Origin of the sequence: Streptomyces sp. NPDC001339, assembly GCF_042895955.1 — a bacterium.
Lineage (GTDB): Bacteria > Actinomycetota > Actinomycetes > Streptomycetales > Streptomycetaceae > Streptomyces.
This window is the reverse complement of the sequence record NZ_JBIAWT010000001.1, coordinates 399,672-418,293: the sequence shown is the minus strand read 5'-3', so window position 1 is coordinate 418,293 and position 18,622 is coordinate 399,672. Positions and strand designations below refer to the sequence as shown.

Below are 18,622 nucleotides of genomic sequence, written 5' to 3'. Positions count from 1 at the left end.
GGGCCGACGGCCACCGCCGCTTCGGGACGTCGGGCCGACGAAGCGGCCGTGGACGCGGCCGTCGACGAGGGGCCGCGGAGCTGGCAGACGGACCGTTCGCGGGCGCCGGCCGCCACCAAGATCGTGGTGGCCGGCGGCTTCGGTGTCGGCAAGACCACCTTCGTCGGATCGGTCTCGGAGATCACCCCGCTCCGGACCGAGGCGGTGATGACCCGGGCCAGTGAGGGCACGGACGACCTGACCGCGACCCCGGCGAAGACCACGACCACGGTCGCCATGGACTTCGGCCGGATCACCCTCGACCAGGATCTGGTGCTCTACCTGTTCGGCACACCCGGGCAGCAGCGGTTCTGGTTCATGTGGGACGACCTGGTGCGGGGCGCGATCGGCGCGATCGTGATGGCCGACACCCGGCGTCTGGACGACTGCTTCCCGGCGTTGGACTACTTCGAGAGCTGTGGGCTGCCGTACGTCGTCGCGGTCAACCACTTCGAGGGGACCGCGTCGTACGCCGCCGAGGACGTCCGCCAGGCGCTGTCCGTACCGCCCGGGGTACCGATAGTGATCATGGACGCGCGCAAGCGGGTCACGGTGGTCGAGACGCTGCTCGCCCTGGTCGGCCACGCCCTCGACACCACGCCGGAGCAACCGTGACCGCCGACCCGCGCCCGGCGGCTCCGTAGCTCCGTCTCCCCCGCCTCAGCCCCTCCACCCGTCTTCCACCCGCCTTCCACCCGCATTCCGCCCCTCTTCCACCCGTATTCCCTCCGTCGCCCCGAACACCGCCGCAGCAGACAGGAGTCCCGCCATGCGGAAGATCCTCATCGTCGGAGCCGGGCAGTCCGGTCTCCAACTGGCCCTGGGGCTCCAGTCCCAGGGCTATGAGGTCACCCTCATGTCCCAGCGCACCGCCGACGAGATCCGCAACGGCCGGGTCATGTCGACGCAGTGCATGTTCGACACCGCCCTCCAGCACGAGCGCGACCTGGAGATCAACTTCTGGGAGAGCCAGGCCCCGTGCATCCGGGGCCTGGGCGTCTCGGTCGCCGCGCCCGGCAGCCACGCCACGCCCGAGGGCTCCCAGCGTGCCGTCGACTGGCTCGGCACGCTCGACGGCTACGCCCAGTCCGTCGACCAGCGGCTGAAGATGGCCGGCTGGATGGAGACCTTCGCCGAGCGCGGCGGCCGGCTCGTCATCCATGGTGCGGCCGTCTCCGACCTGGACTTCTTCGCCGGCCGTTACGACCTGACGCTGGTCGCGGCCGGCAAGGGCGAGCTGGTGTCGCTGTTCGCCCGGAACGCCGCCCGTTCTCCGTACGACGCCCCCCAGCGCGCACTCGCCGTCTCCTACGTCCACGGCCTGGGCCCGCGCCCCGAGCACCCCGACGTCGAGGCGGTGCGCTGCAACCTCGTCCCCGGTGTCGGCGAGCTCTTCGTCATGCCGACGCTCACCACCTCGGGCCGCGCCGACATCCTCTTCTGGGAGGGCGTCCCCGGCGGCCCGCTGGACGTCTTCCAGTCGGTCAAGGACCCGAATGAGCATCTGGCCACCACGCTGGAACTGATGGAGACCTTCCTGCCCTGGGAGTACGCCCGCGCCACCAAGGTCGAACTGACCGACGCCAACGGCACCCTGGCCGGCCGCTACGCCCCGACCGTGCGCGAGCCGGTCGGCCGGCTGCCCTCCGGCGGCGCGGTGCTCGGCGTCGCCGACGCGGTGGTCGCCAACGACCCGATCACCGGCCAGGGCTCCAACTCGGCGTCCAAGTGCGCCGCTTCCTACCTCACCGCCATCCTGGAGCGGGGAGCGGAACCGTTCGACGAGGAGTGGATGCGGTCCGCCTTCGACCGCTACTGGGACACCGCCCGGCACGTCACCAAGTGGACGAACGCGATGCTGGCCCCGCCACCGGAGCACGTCCTCGGCATCATCGGCGCCGCCGGCCGCCTCCAGCCCGTCGCCGACCGTGTCGCCAACGGCTTCAACGACCCGTCCGACTTCGAGAACTTCTTCTACGATGCGGATGACGCTGGCGCGTATCTCGCCGAGGTGGGCTGACCTCACGTTGTTGGCTTTCCCGCCGTGTCGCCTGGCGGCGGGCCGTAACCGCTGCGCGGGGCTGTACGTCGCGGGTGCGCCCCTCCGGACTGGCGTCCTGCGGTGCGCCCCCTCCCGTGGGTGGGTGGAAGAAGACCGGTGGGGGTGTACGTAAGCGATCGTCCACAGGAAGCGGACCACTCGCGTACACCCCCACTCACCGTTTTTTCTCCCACTCCCGGGAGGGGCCGCTCCGCAGGACGAAGTCCGGAGGAGCGGACCCGCACCCGACAAACCCACGCCCGCCGCAGGCGCAACGGCGAGCAACAAGCACGGCGCCGCAGACAAAAACGTGGGAAGCAAGCCAAGCGCAGCGATTAGCCCAGCGCAGCGGAACGCGTAGCGGAGGCGTCGTACTCGTACCTCCACCCCCGCGGCAACCCCAGCCGCCCCACCCGCCCCGGGACCCGTCGGTAGACATGGAGCGTCGGCGGGCGCCCGTCGTCGTTGGGTACCGGGATCTCGTAGGTCTTCGGCGGCTGGCCGGTCATCCCGACGAGCACGGGCAGTACCCGGCCGTCCAGGGGGCCGCCGACGAAGAGGGTGTTCTCGCTTCGCACGGCCCCAGTCTTTCAGTATCGCGGTGAGGGTGCAGGTCGCGGGCGGCGGATGCGCAGGTCACAGGAGGTGTGTGGCGTCACCGACGACCGGCAGGACCCGGCGGGCCAGATCGCCGAGGGGTCCGTCGGAGGCTTCCAGCTTCAGTGCTGCCCGGGTCACCCGGGCGGTCTGCGGGTCCCGGGCGGCGGTCGCGGTCAGCAGGGCGACGAAGTGGTCGACCAGCCAGTCGCGCAGCTCGTTCAGGGCGGGCTGCTTGTCCTCGTCGAGCCAGATCAGCGAGGCGCCCTCGACGGCGCTGATCCACATCCGCACGGTCATCCGCAGCCGGATGCCCGGCTCGGGTACGCCCAGATGCCGCAGGATCTGGTCGACGGCGGCGCGCCGTACCTCGTCCACGATCGCGTTCGTACGGGCGGTCTCCACCACGCTGCCGCCCTGGAGCAGCGCGCTGAACCCGGCGTCGTGCTCGTCGACGAAGGCGAGGTAGCGGTCGAGGGCGTGCGAGAGCCGGTGGGTCAGCGGGCCGGACTCCGGCTCGGCGAAGCAGCCCTCCAGGATGTCGGCGGCGCTGCGCAGCGCCGCCTCGTACAACTGCTGCTTGCCGCCCGGGAAGTAGCGGTAGACGAGCGGCCGGGACACCTCGGCGGCGGTGGCGACATCGTCCAGCGAGACGTCCTCGGGCGCGCGTTGGGCGAACAGTCCGAGCGCGGCGGAGAGCAGCTGGCTGCGGCGCTGCTCGACGCTCAGCCTGCGGTAGGCGGGTCGGGGTACTGCTGGGGCGGTGCCGCTGCCGTTCATGCGCAGCAGGGTAACCGCCCCGGACGGCGACTCGCACAGGTGCGCTACGGGGTGAGCGACGACGGGGTGTGCTGCCGGGTCCACTACGCCAGCAACCCGGAGCTGCGCCACAACCGGCGGCCCGGACCGCGCAGTACGCCGATCTCGTCGAGGAAGTCGGTCAGCCGCCGGGCACCGGTCTGCATCACCTCACGGCGGTGGCCGCTGGCCCGCACCTGGGCGACCGCCTCCCGCTTGTCCAGCCCGACGTTGCGGTACACCTCCGGATTGATGAAGGCGAGGGAGAAGACGCGGGCCGCCTCGCCGCAGCTGATCCGGGTCAACTCCCGTTCCCAGCGCGGTGCGGTGACCATCTGGCGGCGCAGTTCCTCGCGGGCGTACCGGACGTGCCGGGCCTCTTCCACGACATGGATCCGGGTGACCCCGCGGACGAGGGGCTGCACCCGCTCGTCCGGGAAGGTCAGCCGCTGCATCCAGTCCAGGATCTCCTCGCCGAGCAGGGTGCAGGCGAACGAGCCCGGGGTGGTGGAGACCGTCTTGAGGACGCGGGCGAGATTGTGGTGGAGCCGCGAGACCAGATACGTCGGTGACCCGCCCCACTGGATCATGCGCGCGAACATCTTGGAGTGCCGGCACTCATCGGCTATCTCGGTGAGTGCGTAGCGGACATGCGCGCTGGTCACCGGCTTGTCATAGATGTGCCGGACGAGCAGCTGCATCAGGATGATCTCGAACCAGATGCCCAGGGAGGCGAGTGAGGCGGCCTCGTGCCGGGCGAGCTCGCGCTGCTGTTCCAGCGGCATCTTCCGCCACAGGGGAGTGTCGTAGAGCGAGACCAGCTCCGGGGGCCAGAACCACTTGTCCGCTTCGGGGGGCGCGTCCCAGTCGAGTTCGGTGTCGGGGTCGAAGGAGTGCCTGGCGGACGCGTCGAGCAGCCGCTCGGCGACCTGTTCCCGGTCCTTGAGCGGGCCGATGGGGTCGCGCGGGGTGCCGGGGTCCGGTTCGGTCATCGCGGTGGGCGCGCTGGTCATGGCTGTGGGTACCTCGCTGGGGGTCGGGGCCGGTCCGGCGGATCAGGGTCGGACGGCCGCCCTACCCGCGGTACGGTCTTATGAGACTGCTTGTCAGCAAGCTCGTCAATCCCTCGCGTACGACTTATTGACCCGCTGGTAAGGAGCGTGTGAGCCTGCCAACCACCGCCCAGAGCAAGGCGTTTGGTGAACCGAGGAGGCGCTGTGTCGACCCGAGAGCGCTACGTCCAGGACCCAGGTGACTCCCTGTGGAAGGTGCCCGCCTCCGGTGCGGCCCGCTTCAACTGGGAGTACGACGAGGGGCGCGAACGGCTGCTCGCGCTCTACCAGAAGGGCAAGGACAAGCAGTGGGACGCCAACCTGCGGATCGACTGGGATCTGGAGGTGGATCCCCAGGACCCGCTGGGTACCCCCGACGAGTCTGTGTCCCTCTATGGCACCAAGTACTGGCCGAAACTGACCGAGAAGGACCGCGGCGACCTCCGCCGGCACTACACCGCCTGGCAGTTCAGCCAGTTCCTGCACGGCGAACAGGGCGCCATGGTCTGCGCTGCCCGGATCGTGGAGTCCGCCCCCGACCTCGACGCGAAGTTCTACTCCGCCACCCAGACCATGGACGAGGCGCGGCACGCCGAGATCTACAGCCGCTTCCTCCAGGAGAAGATCGGGATGCTCTACCCGATCGACGACAACCTGCGGTCGCTGCTCGCCGACACGCTCGCGGACTCCCGCTGGGACATGCCCTACCTCGGTATGCAGGTCCTCATCGAAGGCCTGGCACTGGCCGCGTTCGGCATGATCCGCGACACCACCACCAAGCCGCTGCCCCGGCAGATCCTGGCGTACGTCATGCAGGACGAGGCGCGCCATGTCGCCTTCGGCCGGATGGCGCTGCGGGACTACTACAAGCAGCTCACCGACGCCGAACTGCGCGAACGCGAGGAATTCGTCATCGAGGGCTGCTACCTGATGCGCGACCGGCTGCGCGGCCTCGAAGTCCTGGAGAACTTCGGCATCCCGCGCCAGGAAGCCGCCGAATACACCGAACGCTCGGAATTCCTGCACCTCTTCCGGAAGCTCCTGTTCAGCCGGATCGTGCCCTGCGTGAAGGACATAGGGCTGTGGGGCGAACGCCTCCAGCGCGCCTACGTCGACATGGGCGTCTTCGAACTGGGCGATGCCAGCCTCGACCTGCTGATGGCGCAGGACGAGGAGGCCGCCGAGGAACTCGACGCCACGCGTTTCGCCGCCGAGGAGGCGGCCCGCACGGCCGAGGTCGCGGCCGCCATCGCGGAGGGCGAGGCGGGGGACTGATGGGGACTGACAGCGGGGGACTGCTGGGGGCTGACGGGGGGCTGAGGGTGGGGGACTGATGGTGGGAGTCTGGCGACGGGGCCTACTCCGGGGCCAGACCGAGAAGGGCGCGGACGTGGGCGTACTTGGCCGTCAGGCGGTCGCGGGTCGGGGCGTCCAGTACGGACAGGCGGTGCGGGTCGGCGTTGTGCGCCAGGTCGGCCTCCTTGATCAGCAGCGCGCCCGGCGTGGCCAGGATGCGGGCGGTATACGCCTCCAGCGGCTCGCCCGGCCGCTTGGTGACCGCCAGGATCATCGCCTTCGTCGCCTCGCTCAGCGCCGCACCGGCCAGCCACTCCCGGCTCAGTGCCGCGTCCTCCACCGCGTCGTGCAGCCAGGCCGCCGCGATCTGTTCGTCGCTGCCGCCGCGCGTGCGCACCCCCTCCGCCACCGCGGCCAGGTGCTCGGCGTACGGGCGGCCCGCCTTGTCGGTCTGCCCGGCATGGGCACGCCGGGCCAGTGCCTCGACTTCGGGCAGCGACAGTGGCGGGGGTGCGTCGGCGGTGGTCACCCGCCCATTGTGGCGTGCGCGTTCGGGAGCGCATTCCCGGGTACGGGGGAGCCCGGCAGTGCCGCGGCCTACGGGGCGGAGTCCTCAGGTGCGGAGTCTGCGGGCACGGACTCCTCGGGTGCGGAGTCTGCGGGCACGGAGTCCTCGGGCGTCGCCGCGGACATCACCGCGCGGGCGATCGGTGCGGCGCTTCCTCCGCCGCTGATGTCCGCGCGGTCGGCGGCCGCTTCCTCGACGACCACGGCCACCGCGACCGTCGGCTCGTACGTATCCGGCTTCCGCGCCCAGGAGATGAACCAGGCATAGGGCGTGCCCTCGTTGTCCACACCGTGCTGGGCGGTGCCCGTCTTGCCGCCGACCGTCAGGCCCTTGACGGCCGCGTTCCGCCCGCTGCCGTGCTCGACGACGTCGATCATCAGCTCCTGGAGCTGCTCGGCGGTGGCTGGAGCGACCACCTGACGGGTGGGCGGGTGCGGTCCGGCCGCGACCAGCACACCCCCGGCATCGGTCACCTTGTCGACCAGGTACGGCGGCCTCAGCTGGCCCCCGTTGGCGACCACCGCCGAGACCATCGCCATCTGGAGCGGTGTGGCGGCGGTGTCGTACTGCCCGATGGCCGACAGGGCGAGCTGCGCGGGATCCATCCGGGCGTCGAAGGTGCTGGGCGCGACGGCGGACGGGATGCGCAGTCGGCGGTCGTCGAAGCCGAACCTGCGGGCGGTGTCCGTCATTCCGCGCAGTCCGATCCTGGTGCCCAGCTGCGCGAAGACGGTGTTGCACGAGGCGCGGAAGGCGTAGCGGAGCGGGGCGTCCGCGCAGTCCGCCGCCGCGTTGTCGAGCTGCGTGGCGGTCCCGGGCAGGGTGTACGGATCGGGGGAGTCGGTACGGACGTCGATATCGGTGACCAGCCCGCTCTCCAGCGCGGCCGCCGCGGTGACCACCTTGAAGGTGGAGCCGGGCGGATAGGTCTGCCGCAGCGCCCGGTTGAGCATCGGCCGGTCGGCGGCCCCGTTCAGTCGGCGCCAGGCCTCGGTGACCCCCGGGCCGTTGCCGGACAGCTCTCCGGGCTCGTACGACGGCGTGCTGACCAGCGCCAGGATGCGCCCGGTACGCGGTTCGATCGCGGCCACCGCGCCCTTCCTCCCGGCCAGGCCCTCGAACGCGGCGCGCTGCATCCGGGGGTTGATGGTGGTGTGGACGGCGCCGCCGGCCCGGTGGGCGCGGGTCAGCCGGTGCCACCAGGGGAAGGCCACCAGTCGGTCGTCGGCGCCGGAGAGCACACCGTCCTCGGCCCGTTCCAGCAGCGACGTCCCGTAGACCTGTGAGGAGTAGCCGGTGACCGGTGCGTACAGCGGCCCGTCGGTGTACGTGCGCTCATAGCGCAGCCGTCCGCCGCTGTCCCGGGACCCGGTGATCGGCCGGCCCTCGACGAGCAGGGCGCCGCGGGGTCGTTCGTAACGCGCGATCTCCGCCCGCCGGTTGGCCGGGCTCGCGGCGTACCGCTCCGCTTCGAAGACCTGCACCCGGGACGCGTTCACGAGCAGGGCGACCAACAGGAGGAAGGAGAACGCGGCGGTGTGCCGGATACAGCGGATCAACGGCCGGCCTCCGGCTCCGGATCCAGCTCCGGCTTCGGCCCCGACTTCGGCTCTGGCTGTGGCCCCGACTTCGGCTCCGGCTCCTGCCGTGGCCCCGACTTCGGCTCCGGCTCCGCATCCCGGGCCGGCTCCGGATCCGGCTCCAGCTCCCGTTTCCCTTCCCCTTCCAGCTCCGGGTTCGGGCAGCGCGCCCGGTCGCTGATCTTCAGCAGCAGCGCGATGATGATCCAGTTGGTGACGACGGACGACCCGCCCTGCGCGAGGAACGGCATCGCCATCCCCGTCAGCGGAATCAGCCCCATCACCCCGCCGGCGATGACGAAGACCTGGATCGCGGGGAGCGCCGCGAGGCCGACCGCCAGCAGGCTGCCGAACGGGTCCGCCAGCCCGAGCGCCGCACGGTAACCCCGGGCGACCAGCAGCGCGTACAGCAGGAACAGCGCGGTGAGCCCCGCCAGCCCCAGCTCCTCGCCGACCGTCGCCAGGATGAAGTCGGACTTCATGGCGAAGCCGATCAGGTACGAGTGGCCCTGTCCGAGGCCGGTGCCGAGCAGCCCGCCGGAGGCGAAGGCGAACAGCGACTGGGCGAGCTGACCGGGCCCCTCGCCGGCCTCGATCCCGGCGAACGGCTGCTGCCAGTCCTCGACCCGGCCGTGCACATGCGGCTCCAGCGTGCCGACCGCCGCCGCGCCGATGCCCGCCAGCAGCAGCCCGACCGCGATCCAGCCCGTCCGGCCGGTCGCGACGTACAGCAGCACCACGAAGATCCCGAAGAACAGCAGCGAGGTGCCCAGATCGCGTTCGAGGACCAGGACGGCCACAGTGACCAGCCAGATCGCCACGACCGGCGCCAGCACCCGGCCGGCCGGCAGCTGGAGCCCCGCCACCCGGTGCCCCAGGCGCGCCAGCCCGCTCCGGTTGGCGGCGAGGTAGGCGGCGAAGAAGACGGTGATCAGCACCTTGGCGAACTCGCCCGGCTGGAGGGAGAATCCGGCGAACCGGATCCAGATCTTCGCCCCGTTGACTGCCGGGAACAGAATCGGCGCCACCATCAGGAGCAGCGCGAGCGCCGCACAACGGTAGGCGTACCGCTGCAGCACCCGGTGGTCGCGCAGCAGCAGGACCACGGCGATGAAGAGCGCGACGCCGATCGTCGACCACATCAGCTGGGTGGGCGCGGCATGATCGGCCGGCGTCTCCAGGTCGAGCCGGAAGATCAGCACCAGACCGAGCCCGTTGAGCAGTACGGCGGTGGGCAGCAGCAGCGGATCGGCGTAGGGGGCGCGGAGGCGTACGACGAGGTGTGCGAGGAGCGCGAGCCCGCCGAGCCCGGCGCCGTACTGGAGCGCACCGGCCGGGAGGGCACGCCCCCGGGCCAGGCCCACGACGACATATCCGCAGACGCTGATCAGCACAGCGCCTACCAGGAGGGCGAGTTCGACACCGCGCCGCTTGGGCCGGGGCGGCAAGGAGGGGGGAGTGTCCGCCGGGCGCGCCGTGGCGGCCGCCCTCGCCGTTGCCGTCATGCCTGGCAACGTAGCAAGCGAAGGCCGCTATTTCCGTTATGTCGGATACGGTGTGATGTCAGATACGACCTTCGGGGCGTACGGACCGGCCTTGCTCGGACCGGTACGGACCGCCAGGGCCGATCCGGCGACGATCCACCCCTCGTACTCGGCCATGACGCCATGACGCCGTGAGCGCCGTTGCGGCTGCCGCCGCTGTCGCGGCGGCGCGCTGCGAAAATACGCGCTGCGGAGGTATGCGCTTCCTCCTGCGAAGGAGTAGAGGCTCCAAGGGTGAAGGTGTTCCGCGGAATGCCCCGGAATGCCGCGGAGTTCTGTGAAATCCCCGAAATCCCCGAAATCCCGGAGAGGTTCCCCGGAAGCGGGAACTCAAAAAATCCGAAGTCCGGGGCCGGCCTCGCCCGCCTCGGGGAAAATCTACGGGAGTCCCCCCTCTCCTCATGCTCTCCTCATGCCAAGCAGGCTCCGGAGGGCTCGCAATGCGTCACCATCGGTGAGGGGCGGGACTGGGGCGCCGAATGGGGAATCCGGCGGCGTCAGTTCGCCGGTGCGCATGCGCTCGTAAGGATGGCGGGGGTGAGTGCGCCGAGCCGGACGGCCGCATCACGGTCCGAGTGTGTGCCCCAGGGGCCGCGGGGTGTGAGCGCCGATCGCCGGTCCGGCGGGACTGTTGAGTGCATCTCGGGGCGTATCGGGGTCCATCGGGGGCGCCTCGGGGTTCTCCCAGGGGGATCCCGGGTTGTTCGGTGAACCTGCCCGATGGCACTTTGTAAACTCGTTCGGGTCGAACGGGCCGAACGGGCCGGATGGCCCTGGCGGGCCGGGCGGCCCCGGTAGTAGACCAAGGAACCGACCGAAGTACAGACCGAAGTACAGATCAAGTACAGATCACAGACAAGAAGAAGGCCGAGCTCATCATGCTGTCGCGGACGATCGGGAGACCGGTCGGGGCATGGACCCGTGCCATGACCACCGCGGACGAGGGGCTATGGCGTACGTCACACCCGTGCACGCCGAGTGGGGGACTCGTGCTGTCCGGTCGCCTTCGGGCCGCCGAGCGCGGGTGACCGTCCCCCTCGACGAAAGGCAGTATTAGCGTCATGACGACTCTCCGTTCCCGGATCATCGCCTGGGCCGGCCGGCTGTATCTGGCGAGAACGCGCAGGAAGGGGTTCGACCTGTCTCGAATGTCTTTCTTGCCCGAGTCCGTCCTGATGCCCTTGCGGCGCGAGGGGCTCGACCCGGTGGACGATCTGGCGGTCGTCCGGGAGAAGGAGCCGATCAGTAAGCTCCCCGTGCCGATAGCCGCCAATGTCTGGCTGGTCACCGGCTACGAAGAGACCAAGGCGGTGCTCGGCAAGGGCAAAGCCTTCAGCTCGGACTTCACCAATCTCGTCGGCAAGGCCGGCGCGGGTGTTGAACAGAACCCCGGGGGCCTCGGATTCGCCGACCCGCCGGTGCACACCCGGCTCCGCCGACTGCTGACCCCCGAATTCACCATGCGCCGCCTCGGCCGGCTCACGCCCCGGATCCACGAGATCATCGAGGAGCGTCTTGACGCCATGGAAGAGGCGGGTAAGAACGGCGATCCGGTCGACATCGTCCATTCTTTCGCCCTGCCCATTCCCTCCCTGGTCATCTGTGAACTCCTGGGCGTTCCTTACGAGGACCGTGCCGACTTCGAGCGTCTCAGCGCGGCACGTTTCGACCTCTTCAGTGGCGCCAATGCCTCCTTCGGTGCCATATCCGAATCCCTCTCCTATTTCCGGGACGTCGTCAAGAAGCAGCGTGAAAACCCGGGCGACGGGTTGCTCGGCATGATCGTCAAGGAGCACGGCGACTCGGTCACCGACGAGGAACTGGCCGGCCTGGCGGACGGTGTCCTCACCGGCGGCTTCGAAACCACCGCCAGCATGCTCGCGCTGGGCGCCCTGGTGCTCCTGCAGGACCAGGAGCACTTCGCCGCCATCAAGGACGACGATGACGTGATCGACCGCTATGTCGAGGAGCTGCTGCGTTACCTCACCGTCGTCCAGGTCGCCTTCCCGCGCTTCGCCCGCGAGGATCTGGAGATCGGCGGTGTCCGGATCGCCACCGGAGATGTGGTGCTGTGCTCCCTGAGCGGTGCGGACCGGGACGGCAAACTGGGCCCGGACATGGAACAGTTCGACCCTTCCCGCAACGTCCCCTCCCATTTGGCCTTCGGCTACGGCATACACCGCTGCGTAGGCGCCGAACTCGCCCGCATGGAACTCCGCGCCGCCTACCCCGCCCTGGTCCGCCGCTTCCCTCACATGCGCCTGGCGATCCGTCCGGAAGAACTGGAATTCCGCAAACTCTCCATCGTCTACGGCATCGAATCGCTCCCGGTCCACCTGAACGACTGATCCGGATCGCCGCACGGGGGCGGCTGAGGTGGGCTGTCGAGGTGGGCTGCCGAGGTGGCCTGCGGAGACTGACACGGTCGTGGTGAACTCCCCTCCGGCGCCCGCACGCCCTTGCCGCCCCCCGCCAGGGCCCGAGGGGGCGCCTCGGCGCACGCCATCATCACCCAGTAATTGACAGGACCCGAAAGGGCGTTGTCAGTGGGGGGCGGCCGTGCAGCGATGGCCACGATGGCCGAAGCAGCCGAAGCAGCACTGCGCGTCCATGAACTGCTGGGCATCTCAAGCGAGTTGCGGCCGCCGCCCCCGGAACAATATGGACGGCGGTTCGGGCGTCCGGGGAGGGGGAGGGAGAGCTGGCGCCGTTGACTGAGCTCGCGCCCGGTGACACGACACGACACGACACGACCCGTCCTGGCCATGCATGGGGTCTCCTGTCGCGGTCGCATGGGCCCGTGACAGCAATCGGCGGGCCCGTGACCTCCGTCTGCCCGTCCGATAGCCTGGACAGGAGGCGATCATGATGCTCCACCCCCGCCGCGATCCGGGCCCCGAGGATCTCGTCGAGGCTGCTCGCGCTTGCGGTGTGACGGACGAGCGCCTGCTGCGCGCCCTCCGCACAACCCCGCGCGCGGCCTTCGTCCCGGCCTCTCCTCACGCGTCGGTGTACGCGGACGTTCCGCTTCCGATCGGTCACGGCCAGGTGACGACACAGCCCTCCCTCGTGGCGAGGATGATCGCCGCGCTGGGCCTCACCGGGAACGAGCGCGTGCTGGAGATCGGCAGCGGTCACGGCTTCCAGACCGCGCTGCTGGCCCGCCTCGCGGCGTACGTCGTCGGCGTCGAGCGGTGGGCGGACCTGGCCGAGCAGGCCCGGGCCAACCTCGCCGGCCAGGGCATCGGGAACGCCGAGATCGTCGTCGCCGACGGCACCCTGGGCGTGGCGGACCGGGCTCCGTTCGACGCGATCGTGGTCTCCGCCGCCTTCCCGGAGGTGCCACCACCGCTGGCCGCACAGCTGCGGTCGGGCGGCCGCCTGGTGCAGCCGATCGGCCCGGGCGGCCAGGAACGCGTCGAGCTGTACGAGGGGACGCCTCAGGGACTCGTGCGCCGCCGGACCATCGCCCTCGCCCACTTCGTCCGCCTCCACGGCGAGTACGGCTATCCCCCAACGGCCCCGCCCGAGGACGCCGGCTGACGTGGCGACCGTCCTCGGCATCGACGCGTGCCCGGCCGGGTGGCTGGCGGTCGCGCTCCGTGACGGCCGCTTCGCACAGGCACGGGTCGCCACCGCCCTGTGCTCCCTCCTGGCCGAAGCCGCGGCGGACGGCGTCGCCGTCGTGGCCGTGGACATGCCGCTGGGGCTCCTCGAGACCGGGTGGCGGCGCGCGGACACGGAGGCGGCTGCCCTGCTGGGGCCGCGGAGGGGAAGCGTCTTCCCGGTGCCGCCACGCGCCGTCTGGCAGGAGGCGGAGTACGACGAGGCGCGGCGCCGGTGCCGCGAACTCACCGGTGCCGGGCTGAGCCGCCAGACCTGGGCGCTCGCGCCCAAACTCCGTGAGGCGAACGCCTGCCTCGCCGAGCCCGGGGGCGACCGTCTCTTCGAAGCACACCCCGAGGTGTCCTTCCGGGCCCTCGCTGGCGGGACACCACTCCTCGTCCGCAAGAAGAGCTGGGCAGGGCAGATGGCACGGCGCTCACTTCTCGCCGCGGCCGGCATCGTCCTTCCGGACGACCTGGGGGACGGGGGCGCCGGGAGCTCCCCACCGGACGACGTGCTCGACGCGGCCGCCGCCGCGTGGACGGCCCACCGGATCGCCCGCGGCCGTGCGCACTCCCTCCCGGATCCACCCGAGCACGATACGCACGGCCGCCCGATCGCCATCTGGTACTGACCCGCCATCTGGTACTGCCCACTACCCAACTCGCCGACAGCTGCCGGGAATTGACCACACGACGGTGCCAGTCACGTGCACAGAAGCACGGGCGACTGCGGCGGGCCACGGGCGACTACGGCGGGCGACGAGGCCGCCAGCTGGCCGTCGTAGGGGACCGGACCGCAGGTCGGCGGGGTGCCTGCAGGCCGGCGGGGTGCCTGACGGTTCGTCAGCCTCGTCGTCCCGTGTATGCCTATGTCCCGCGAGAAGGAAATGCCCTGGTCGTCACCTCATGAGGTCGGGCGGTTGGCGCGTCGCACAGGTCACCGATGAGGCTGCTTTCCCGGCGGATCGTCGGGCCGGGCCGGCAGGGGGTCGTAGGCTGACGTCCGTCAAGAGCAGGGCCCGGAGCGCAGGGTGGGAAGAGCCATGGGCGGCCTTATCGAGGCGAACCTCAGGGCGCTGGCCGGCGCCCGTTCCTTCGAGCGCGGGCTTGGCTACCTCGACGCGGTGTCCGGAGTCGAGGTCGGTGACGCCTGGGTCAGCGCGACCGTCCACGGCACGGAACGGTACGAGGTGGGGCTGACCTTGGACGGGCCTGGAGGCCTGGTCGGCGAGTGCGACTGCCCATACGGTCAGGAGGGGAACTTCTGCAAGCATCTGGTCGCGCTCGGCCTGACCGTGCTCGGCCGGCGGGAGAGCCTGCCACGGCAGCGGAAGGCGGACCTCGCCGCTGTGGACACCGCCCTCGTCGACTATCTCTCCGACCGCTACGCGCAGGCGGACCGGCTCCCCGATGCAGTCGTCCTGCGCCGTGACCATTTCGCCGCCCGCCGCACCCTGCTCACGTACCGTCAACTGCGCGCCGCCGCGCGGGCCGCCGACTGCTGGCCGGCCGAGCGGAAGAACGCACTGGCTCTCTTGCGCGCCGATGCCGGGCGGAAGGGAGTCCACGGCGCCCCTGCCCTGGTCGACGGCGCCCCTGTCCTGGTCGACGTCCTGCTCGACGACGAGGGCGTCGATGCCGACTGGCAAGCCGCCACCGAAACCGGCGCCCACGACGGCCAGTGGCTCACGCGAACGCGACACCTCACCATGCGCAAAGCCGGTCGGCTGGGGGACACGGTCTGACGAGTGTGTCGGAGGTGTGTCGCGGACACTGAGAGACAACGAAAAAGAGCGGGAGTCAGTGAGACTGACTCCCGCTCTTTCGTGTCGGCATCCGCGCTGGTCAGAGCCTGGTTTTGGCTGACTGACTGGCGAGTGCCCCCGGCAGGATTCGAACCTGCGCACACGGCTCCGGAGGCCGTTGCTCTATCCCCTGAGCTACGGGGGCGTTGCCGCCGTTTCCTTGGCGACGGGTAGAACATTACCAGCTCCGACGGGGTGGTCATGAACGGGTTTTGCCGGAGGGGGCGGCGGAGGGGGATGGGGAGGGTGGAGGGGAAGGGTGAGGGGGTGTGTGGGTGTGTGTGGGGGTGGGGGAGAGGGGCGGTTGGAGGAACGCGAGGGGTGGCTTTAGCGCATGTGGGGGGTGTGGTGGCGGTGGTCGGGGAAAGGTCCCTCGCATGGGGGCGGAAGTGGGCAAAGCCCGGACGGTGCCGCAGGTGGGCCCCTAGTCTCGTGGTGTGCCTGGCTTGTCCGGTCGGATCCTTGTGGTGGACGACAACAAGGTGATCCGGCAGTTGATCAGGGTCAATCTCGAGCTGGAGGGCTTCGAGGTGGTGACCGCGGCTGACGGTGCCGAGTGTCTGGATGTCGTGCACCACGTGAGACCTGATGTCGTGACCCTGGATGTGGTGATGCCGCGGCTCGACGGGCTGCACACCGCGGCGCGGCTGCGGTCCGATCCTCGGACGTGGGACATCCCGATCGCGATCGTCAGCGCGTGCACCCGGGGCGAGGCGGACAACGGGGAGTCGGTGGGGATCGACGCGTTTCTGGCGAAGCCGTTCGAGCCGATGGAGTTGGTGCGGACGGTGGGGAAGCTGGTGCGTGAGGGGCGGCAGGAGGGTCGGCAGGGGCTGCAAGGGCTGCAGGGGGGACGGCAGCGGGAGCGTGGGGGCGCACGTGGGGCGGAGCAGCGGGAGGACGGCGGGGGAGGGGAGGACGGGGAGGGGGAACGGGACCGGGACCGCCATCGTGTCCGGCGGCGGTAGTGGTGGGGGGTGATGTGGGGCGGGGAGTGTCCATAGGGCGAAACCGGGTCGCGTGAAAGGGGAGGGTCTCCCATACGCTTGTCACGTGACTCCCGCTGAGCTCTCCCGTGCCGTGCTGCGCTCCGTGCGTGGTGCCGTGGCGGAGCAGGAGCTCTCTGTGCCTGTGCCGGAGCGGATCGTGGTGGAGCGGCCGCCGCGGCCCGGCTGTGGGGACTATGCCTCGAATGTCGCGCTGCGGCTCGCCGGGCCGGCGGGGCGGCCGGCCCGGGAGGTCGCCGAGATTCTGCGCAAGCGCCTGGCTGGTAGCCCGGGGATCGTCCGGGTCGAGGTCGCGGGGCCGGGATTTTTGAACTTCACCCTGGGGGACGGTGCCCAGGCCGCTGTCGTACGGGATGTGCTGGCGCGGCGGGAGCGCTACGGGACTCGGACCGAGGATGAGGCGGGGGCGCTTGTTGCCGGTGAGGTGGCGGGCGGTGGTGGGCTCGGTGCGCGTGAGGCCGTGGTGGCCGATGTGCTGGTGCGGATCGACGCGGCAGCGGCCGGGAGCGCCGGTGTTCAGGGTGGCGGCCGGTTGCCCGCCCTTGTGCCTGCTCCGTCTCCGTACGGGCTCGACGCGCTGGTCGCACGCCTGGGTGCCGACGAGGCGCGCTGGGTGCTGTTGCGTCCCGCCGCGCACGACCATGTGCAGGTGCCGGAGCGGCCGGTGCAGCGGGAGAGCAATCCGCGCTTCCGGGTGCAGTACGCGTACGCGCGGAGCCGGGCGATGGTGCGCAACGCGCGTGAGCTGGGCTTCGAGGCGGAGCCCGGGGACGTCGCGGAAACCGGAGCGGTAGGGGAAGCGGTAGGGGAAACGGAATCGGGCCCGGTAGCAGGAATCGATCCGGTGGCGGGAACGGGAATCGATCCGGTGACGGAAACGGGGCCGGGGGCGGGGGCCGGCCCGGGGGCGGACGCCGGGGGCGTGTCGCGGGCCCTGTGTGCGTTGCTTGCCGCCTTTCCCGCCGTCGTCGAGGACGCCGCGCGGCTGAGGGCGCCGGACCGTGTGGTGCGGCATCTGGAGGCGACGGCGGACGCGTACTTCCGGTGGCAGGACGTCTGTCCGCCGCTGCCCGTCGGGGAGGAGAAACCCTCGGCCGTGCACCGCGCCCGGCTGGCCCTCGCCGATGCCGCCGGAACGGTGCTCGCCAACGGCCTGCGTCTGCTCGGCATCTCCGCCCCTGAACACCTCTGAAGACACTGAACATCTCTGAAGACTCCGAACACCTCTGAAGACTCTGAACACCTCCGAAGACTCCTGAACACCTCTGAAAGATCCTGAGGGGAACTCCACGCCATGAGTCGTTCCGCGCATCCCGCCGGTCCCCGGCACGGTGACGTACTGCCCGAGGGGCACTACGCCGGGCCGCCCGCCGATCTCAACAGCCTTGACCCACGCGTCTGGTCCCGTACGGTCCGGCGGAACGAGGGCGGGGTGGTCACCGTCGGAGGACGGGATGTCGTCGGGCTCGCCGAGGAGTTCGGTACGCCGGCGTACTTCCTGGACGAGGCGGACTTCCGGGCGCGCTGCCGGGACTGGAAGGAGGCCTTCGGACCGGAGGCCGATGTGTTCTACGCGGGGAAGGCGTTTCTGTCGCGGGCCATTGTGCGGTGGCTGAGCGAGGAGGGGCTGAACCTCGATGTGTGTTCCGGGGGTGAGCTGGCGACCGCGCTGGCCGCCGGGATGCCCGCGGAGCGGATCGCACTGCACGGGAACAACAAGAGCACGGAGGAGATCACCCGGGCCGTGGAGGCCGGGGTCGGGCGGATCGTGCTCGATTCGTTCCAGGAGATCGTGCGGGTCGCGCGGATCGCGGAGAAGCTGGGCAGGCGCCAGCGGGTGCAGATCCGGGTGACGGTGGGCGTCGAGGCGCATACGCATGAGTTCATCGCGACGGCGCACGAGGACCAGAAGTTCGGGGTCGCGCTTGCGGGCGGGCAGGCCGCGGAGGCGGTGCGCCGTGCGCTGAAGCTGGACGGGCTCGAACTCATCGGGATCCACAGCCACATCGGGTCGCAGATCTTCGACATGGCGGGGTTCGAGGTGTCCGCCCGGCGGGTGGTGCAGCTGCTGGCCGCGGTGCGCGACGAGCACGGCATCGAGCTGCCGGAGATCGATCTCGGGGGCGGGCTCGGCATCGCGTACACGCCGGACGACGATCCGCGTGAGCCGCGGGAGATCGCCGCGGCGCTGCGCGAGATCGTCGGCAAGGAGTGCGCGGCCGCGGGGCTGGCCGTGCCGCGGCTGTCGGTCGAGCCGGGGCGGGCCATCGTGGGGCCGACCGCGTTCACGCTGTACGAGGTGGGGACGGTCAAGGAGCTGGCAGGGCTGCGGACGTACGTGTCCGTCGACGGCGGGATGTCGGACAACATCCGGACGGCGCTGTACGACGCGGAGTACAGCGTGGCGCTGGTGTCGCGGACGTCCGACGCCGAGCCGATGCTCTCGCGGGTGGTCGGCAAGCACTGCGAGAGCGGGGACATCGTGGTGCGGGACGCCTTCCTGCCGAGCGATGTCGCGCCGGGGGACCTGCTGGCGGTGCCGGCCACCGGGGCGTACTGCCGGTCCATGGCGAGCAACTACAACCACGCGCTGCGGCCGCCGGTCGTGGCCGTCAAGGACGGCGAGGCGCGGGTGATCGTCCGGCGGGAGACGGAGGAAGATCTTTTGCGGTTGGATGTCGGGTAGC

Annotated in this window: 15 protein-coding genes, 1 tRNA gene and 1 pseudogene; 10 read left to right on the top strand and 7 right to left on the bottom strand. The window is 70.6% G+C overall.

The features are described from left to right. The first annotated feature begins 48 nt into the window (after nucleotides 1-48). Entirely contained in the window at nucleotides 49-654 is a 606-nt protein-coding gene (locus ACFY12_RS01770; RefSeq protein ID WP_390714341.1) for an ATP/GTP-binding protein, read from the top strand. A gap of 154 nt (nucleotides 655-808) precedes the next feature. After that, on the top strand, nucleotides 809-2,059 hold the full coding sequence (locus ACFY12_RS01765) for a styrene monooxygenase/indole monooxygenase family protein (RefSeq protein WP_390713703.1): 1,251 nt from the start codon (nucleotides 809-811) through the stop codon (nucleotides 2,057-2,059). 356 nt (nucleotides 2,060-2,415) lie between these two features. On the opposite strand, the gene ACFY12_RS01760 is transcribed toward ACFY12_RS01765, so the two are convergent. The 3 genes from ACFY12_RS01760 to ACFY12_RS01750 form a co-directional block, all read right to left on the bottom strand. Beyond that, nucleotides 2,416-2,658, bottom strand: coding sequence for a hypothetical protein (locus ACFY12_RS01760; protein ID WP_390713702.1), 243 nt, complete (start codon nucleotides 2,656-2,658; stop codon nucleotides 2,416-2,418). Nucleotides 2,659-2,716: 58 nt separating this feature from the next. Beyond that, nucleotides 2,717-3,457, bottom strand: a complete 741-nt coding sequence (locus tag ACFY12_RS01755) for a TetR/AcrR family transcriptional regulator (protein WP_390713701.1) — start codon at nucleotides 3,455-3,457, stop codon at nucleotides 2,717-2,719. An 83-nt stretch (nucleotides 3,458-3,540) separates the two neighbouring features. Next, nucleotides 3,541-4,488 carry a diiron oxygenase gene (locus ACFY12_RS01750; protein WP_390713700.1) on the bottom strand — a complete coding sequence of 316 codons (948 nt, stop codon included), beginning with the start codon at nucleotides 4,486-4,488 and terminating at the stop codon, nucleotides 3,541-3,543. Nucleotides 4,489-4,692: 204 nt separating this feature from the next. Here ACFY12_RS01750 and ACFY12_RS01745 point away from each other — a divergent pair, with 204 nt between their 5' ends. Then, nucleotides 4,693-5,802, top strand: a complete 1,110-nt coding sequence (locus ACFY12_RS01745; RefSeq protein WP_390713699.1) for a ferritin-like domain-containing protein — start codon at nucleotides 4,693-4,695, stop codon at nucleotides 5,800-5,802. Nucleotides 5,803-5,884: 82 nt separating this feature from the next. On the opposite strand, the gene ACFY12_RS01740 is transcribed toward ACFY12_RS01745, so the two are convergent. The 3 genes from ACFY12_RS01740 to ACFY12_RS01730 form a co-directional block, all read right to left on the bottom strand. After that, the gene (locus tag ACFY12_RS01740; RefSeq protein WP_390713698.1) at nucleotides 5,885-6,352 is read right to left on the bottom strand and encodes an HD domain-containing protein; all 468 of its coding nucleotides are present in this window, start codon (nucleotides 6,350-6,352) and stop codon (nucleotides 5,885-5,887) included. A gap of 68 nt (nucleotides 6,353-6,420) precedes the next feature. Further along, nucleotides 6,421-7,950 carry a penicillin-binding transpeptidase domain-containing protein gene (locus ACFY12_RS01735; protein WP_390713697.1) on the bottom strand — a complete coding sequence of 510 codons (1,530 nt, stop codon included), beginning with the start codon at nucleotides 7,948-7,950 and terminating at the stop codon, nucleotides 6,421-6,423. Then, nucleotides 7,947-9,476, bottom strand: a complete 1,530-nt coding sequence (locus tag ACFY12_RS01730; RefSeq protein WP_390713696.1) for an FtsW/RodA/SpoVE family cell cycle protein — start codon at nucleotides 9,474-9,476, stop codon at nucleotides 7,947-7,949. Before ACFY12_RS01730 ends, ACFY12_RS01735 begins: the two co-directional genes overlap by 4 nt. 1,100 nt (nucleotides 9,477-10,576) lie before the next feature. Between ACFY12_RS01730 and ACFY12_RS01725 the strand changes: the two genes are divergently transcribed. The 4 genes and pseudogenes from ACFY12_RS01725 to ACFY12_RS01710 form a co-directional block, all read left to right on the top strand. Beyond that, the gene (locus tag ACFY12_RS01725; protein WP_390713695.1) at nucleotides 10,577-11,863 is read left to right on the top strand and encodes a cytochrome P450; all 1,287 of its coding nucleotides are present in this window, start codon (nucleotides 10,577-10,579) and stop codon (nucleotides 11,861-11,863) included. A gap of 517 nt (nucleotides 11,864-12,380) precedes the next feature. Continuing rightward, on the top strand, nucleotides 12,381-13,058 hold the full coding sequence (locus ACFY12_RS01720; RefSeq protein WP_390713694.1) for a protein-L-isoaspartate O-methyltransferase: 678 nt from the start codon (nucleotides 12,381-12,383) through the stop codon (nucleotides 13,056-13,058). Between the two features lies 1 nt (nucleotide 13,059). Continuing rightward, the gene (locus tag ACFY12_RS01715; protein WP_390713693.1) at nucleotides 13,060-13,755 is read left to right on the top strand and encodes a DUF429 domain-containing protein; all 696 of its coding nucleotides are present in this window, start codon (nucleotides 13,060-13,062) and stop codon (nucleotides 13,753-13,755) included. Nucleotides 13,756-14,166: 411 nt separating this feature from the next. Beyond that, nucleotides 14,167-14,814 (top strand): annotated as a pseudogene (locus tag ACFY12_RS01710) (SWIM zinc finger domain-containing protein); the annotation flags it as partial. Nucleotides 14,815-15,001: 187 nt separating this feature from the next. On the opposite strand, the gene ACFY12_RS01705 reads toward ACFY12_RS01710, so the two are convergent. Continuing rightward, nucleotides 15,002-15,073, bottom strand: a tRNA-Arg gene (locus ACFY12_RS01705). 292 nt (nucleotides 15,074-15,365) lie between these two features. Between ACFY12_RS01705 and ACFY12_RS01700 the strand changes: the two genes are divergently transcribed. The 3 genes from ACFY12_RS01700 (at nucleotide 15,366) to lysA (ending at nucleotide 18,621) form a co-directional block, all read left to right on the top strand. Further along, nucleotides 15,366-15,896, top strand: coding sequence for a response regulator (locus ACFY12_RS01700; protein WP_390713692.1), 531 nt, complete (start codon nucleotides 15,366-15,368; stop codon nucleotides 15,894-15,896). An 85-nt stretch (nucleotides 15,897-15,981) separates the two neighbouring features. After that, nucleotides 15,982-17,127 (top strand): ArgS-related anticodon-binding protein NrtL, encoded by a 1,146-nt coding sequence (gene nrtL / locus ACFY12_RS01695; protein WP_390713691.1) that lies wholly within the window; start codon nucleotides 15,982-15,984, stop codon nucleotides 17,125-17,127. 102 nt (nucleotides 17,128-17,229) lie between these two features. Then, nucleotides 17,230-18,621, top strand: coding sequence for a diaminopimelate decarboxylase (gene lysA / locus ACFY12_RS01690; protein ID WP_390713690.1), 1,392 nt, complete (start codon nucleotides 17,230-17,232; stop codon nucleotides 18,619-18,621). The last annotated feature ends 1 nt before the right edge of the window (nucleotide 18,622 follow it).

What these genes read in the sequence shown, in the direction of transcription:
- ACFY12_RS01765 (WP_390713703.1), top strand. Translation starts at nt 809, where the DNA reads ATGCGGAAGATCCTCATCGTCGGAGCCGGGCAGTCCGGTCTCCAACTG.
- lysA (WP_390713690.1), top strand. Translation starts at nt 17,230, where the DNA reads ATGAGTCGTTCCGCGCATCCCGCCGGTCCCCGGCACGGTGACGTACTG.
- ACFY12_RS01725 (WP_390713695.1), top strand. Translation starts at nt 10,577, where the DNA reads ATGACGACTCTCCGTTCCCGGATCATCGCCTGGGCCGGCCGGCTGTAT.
- ACFY12_RS01755 (WP_390713701.1), bottom strand. Translation starts at nt 3,457, where the DNA reads ATGAACGGCAGCGGCACCGCCCCAGCAGTACCCCGACCCGCCTACCGC.
- ACFY12_RS01720 (WP_390713694.1), top strand. Translation starts at nt 12,381, where the DNA reads ATGATGCTCCACCCCCGCCGCGATCCGGGCCCCGAGGATCTCGTCGAG.
- ACFY12_RS01730 (WP_390713696.1), bottom strand. Translation starts at nt 9,476, where the DNA reads ATGACGGCAACGGCGAGGGCGGCCGCCACGGCGCGCCCGGCGGACACT.
- ACFY12_RS01750 (WP_390713700.1), bottom strand. Translation starts at nt 4,488, where the DNA reads ATGACCAGCGCGCCCACCGCGATGACCGAACCGGACCCCGGCACCCCG.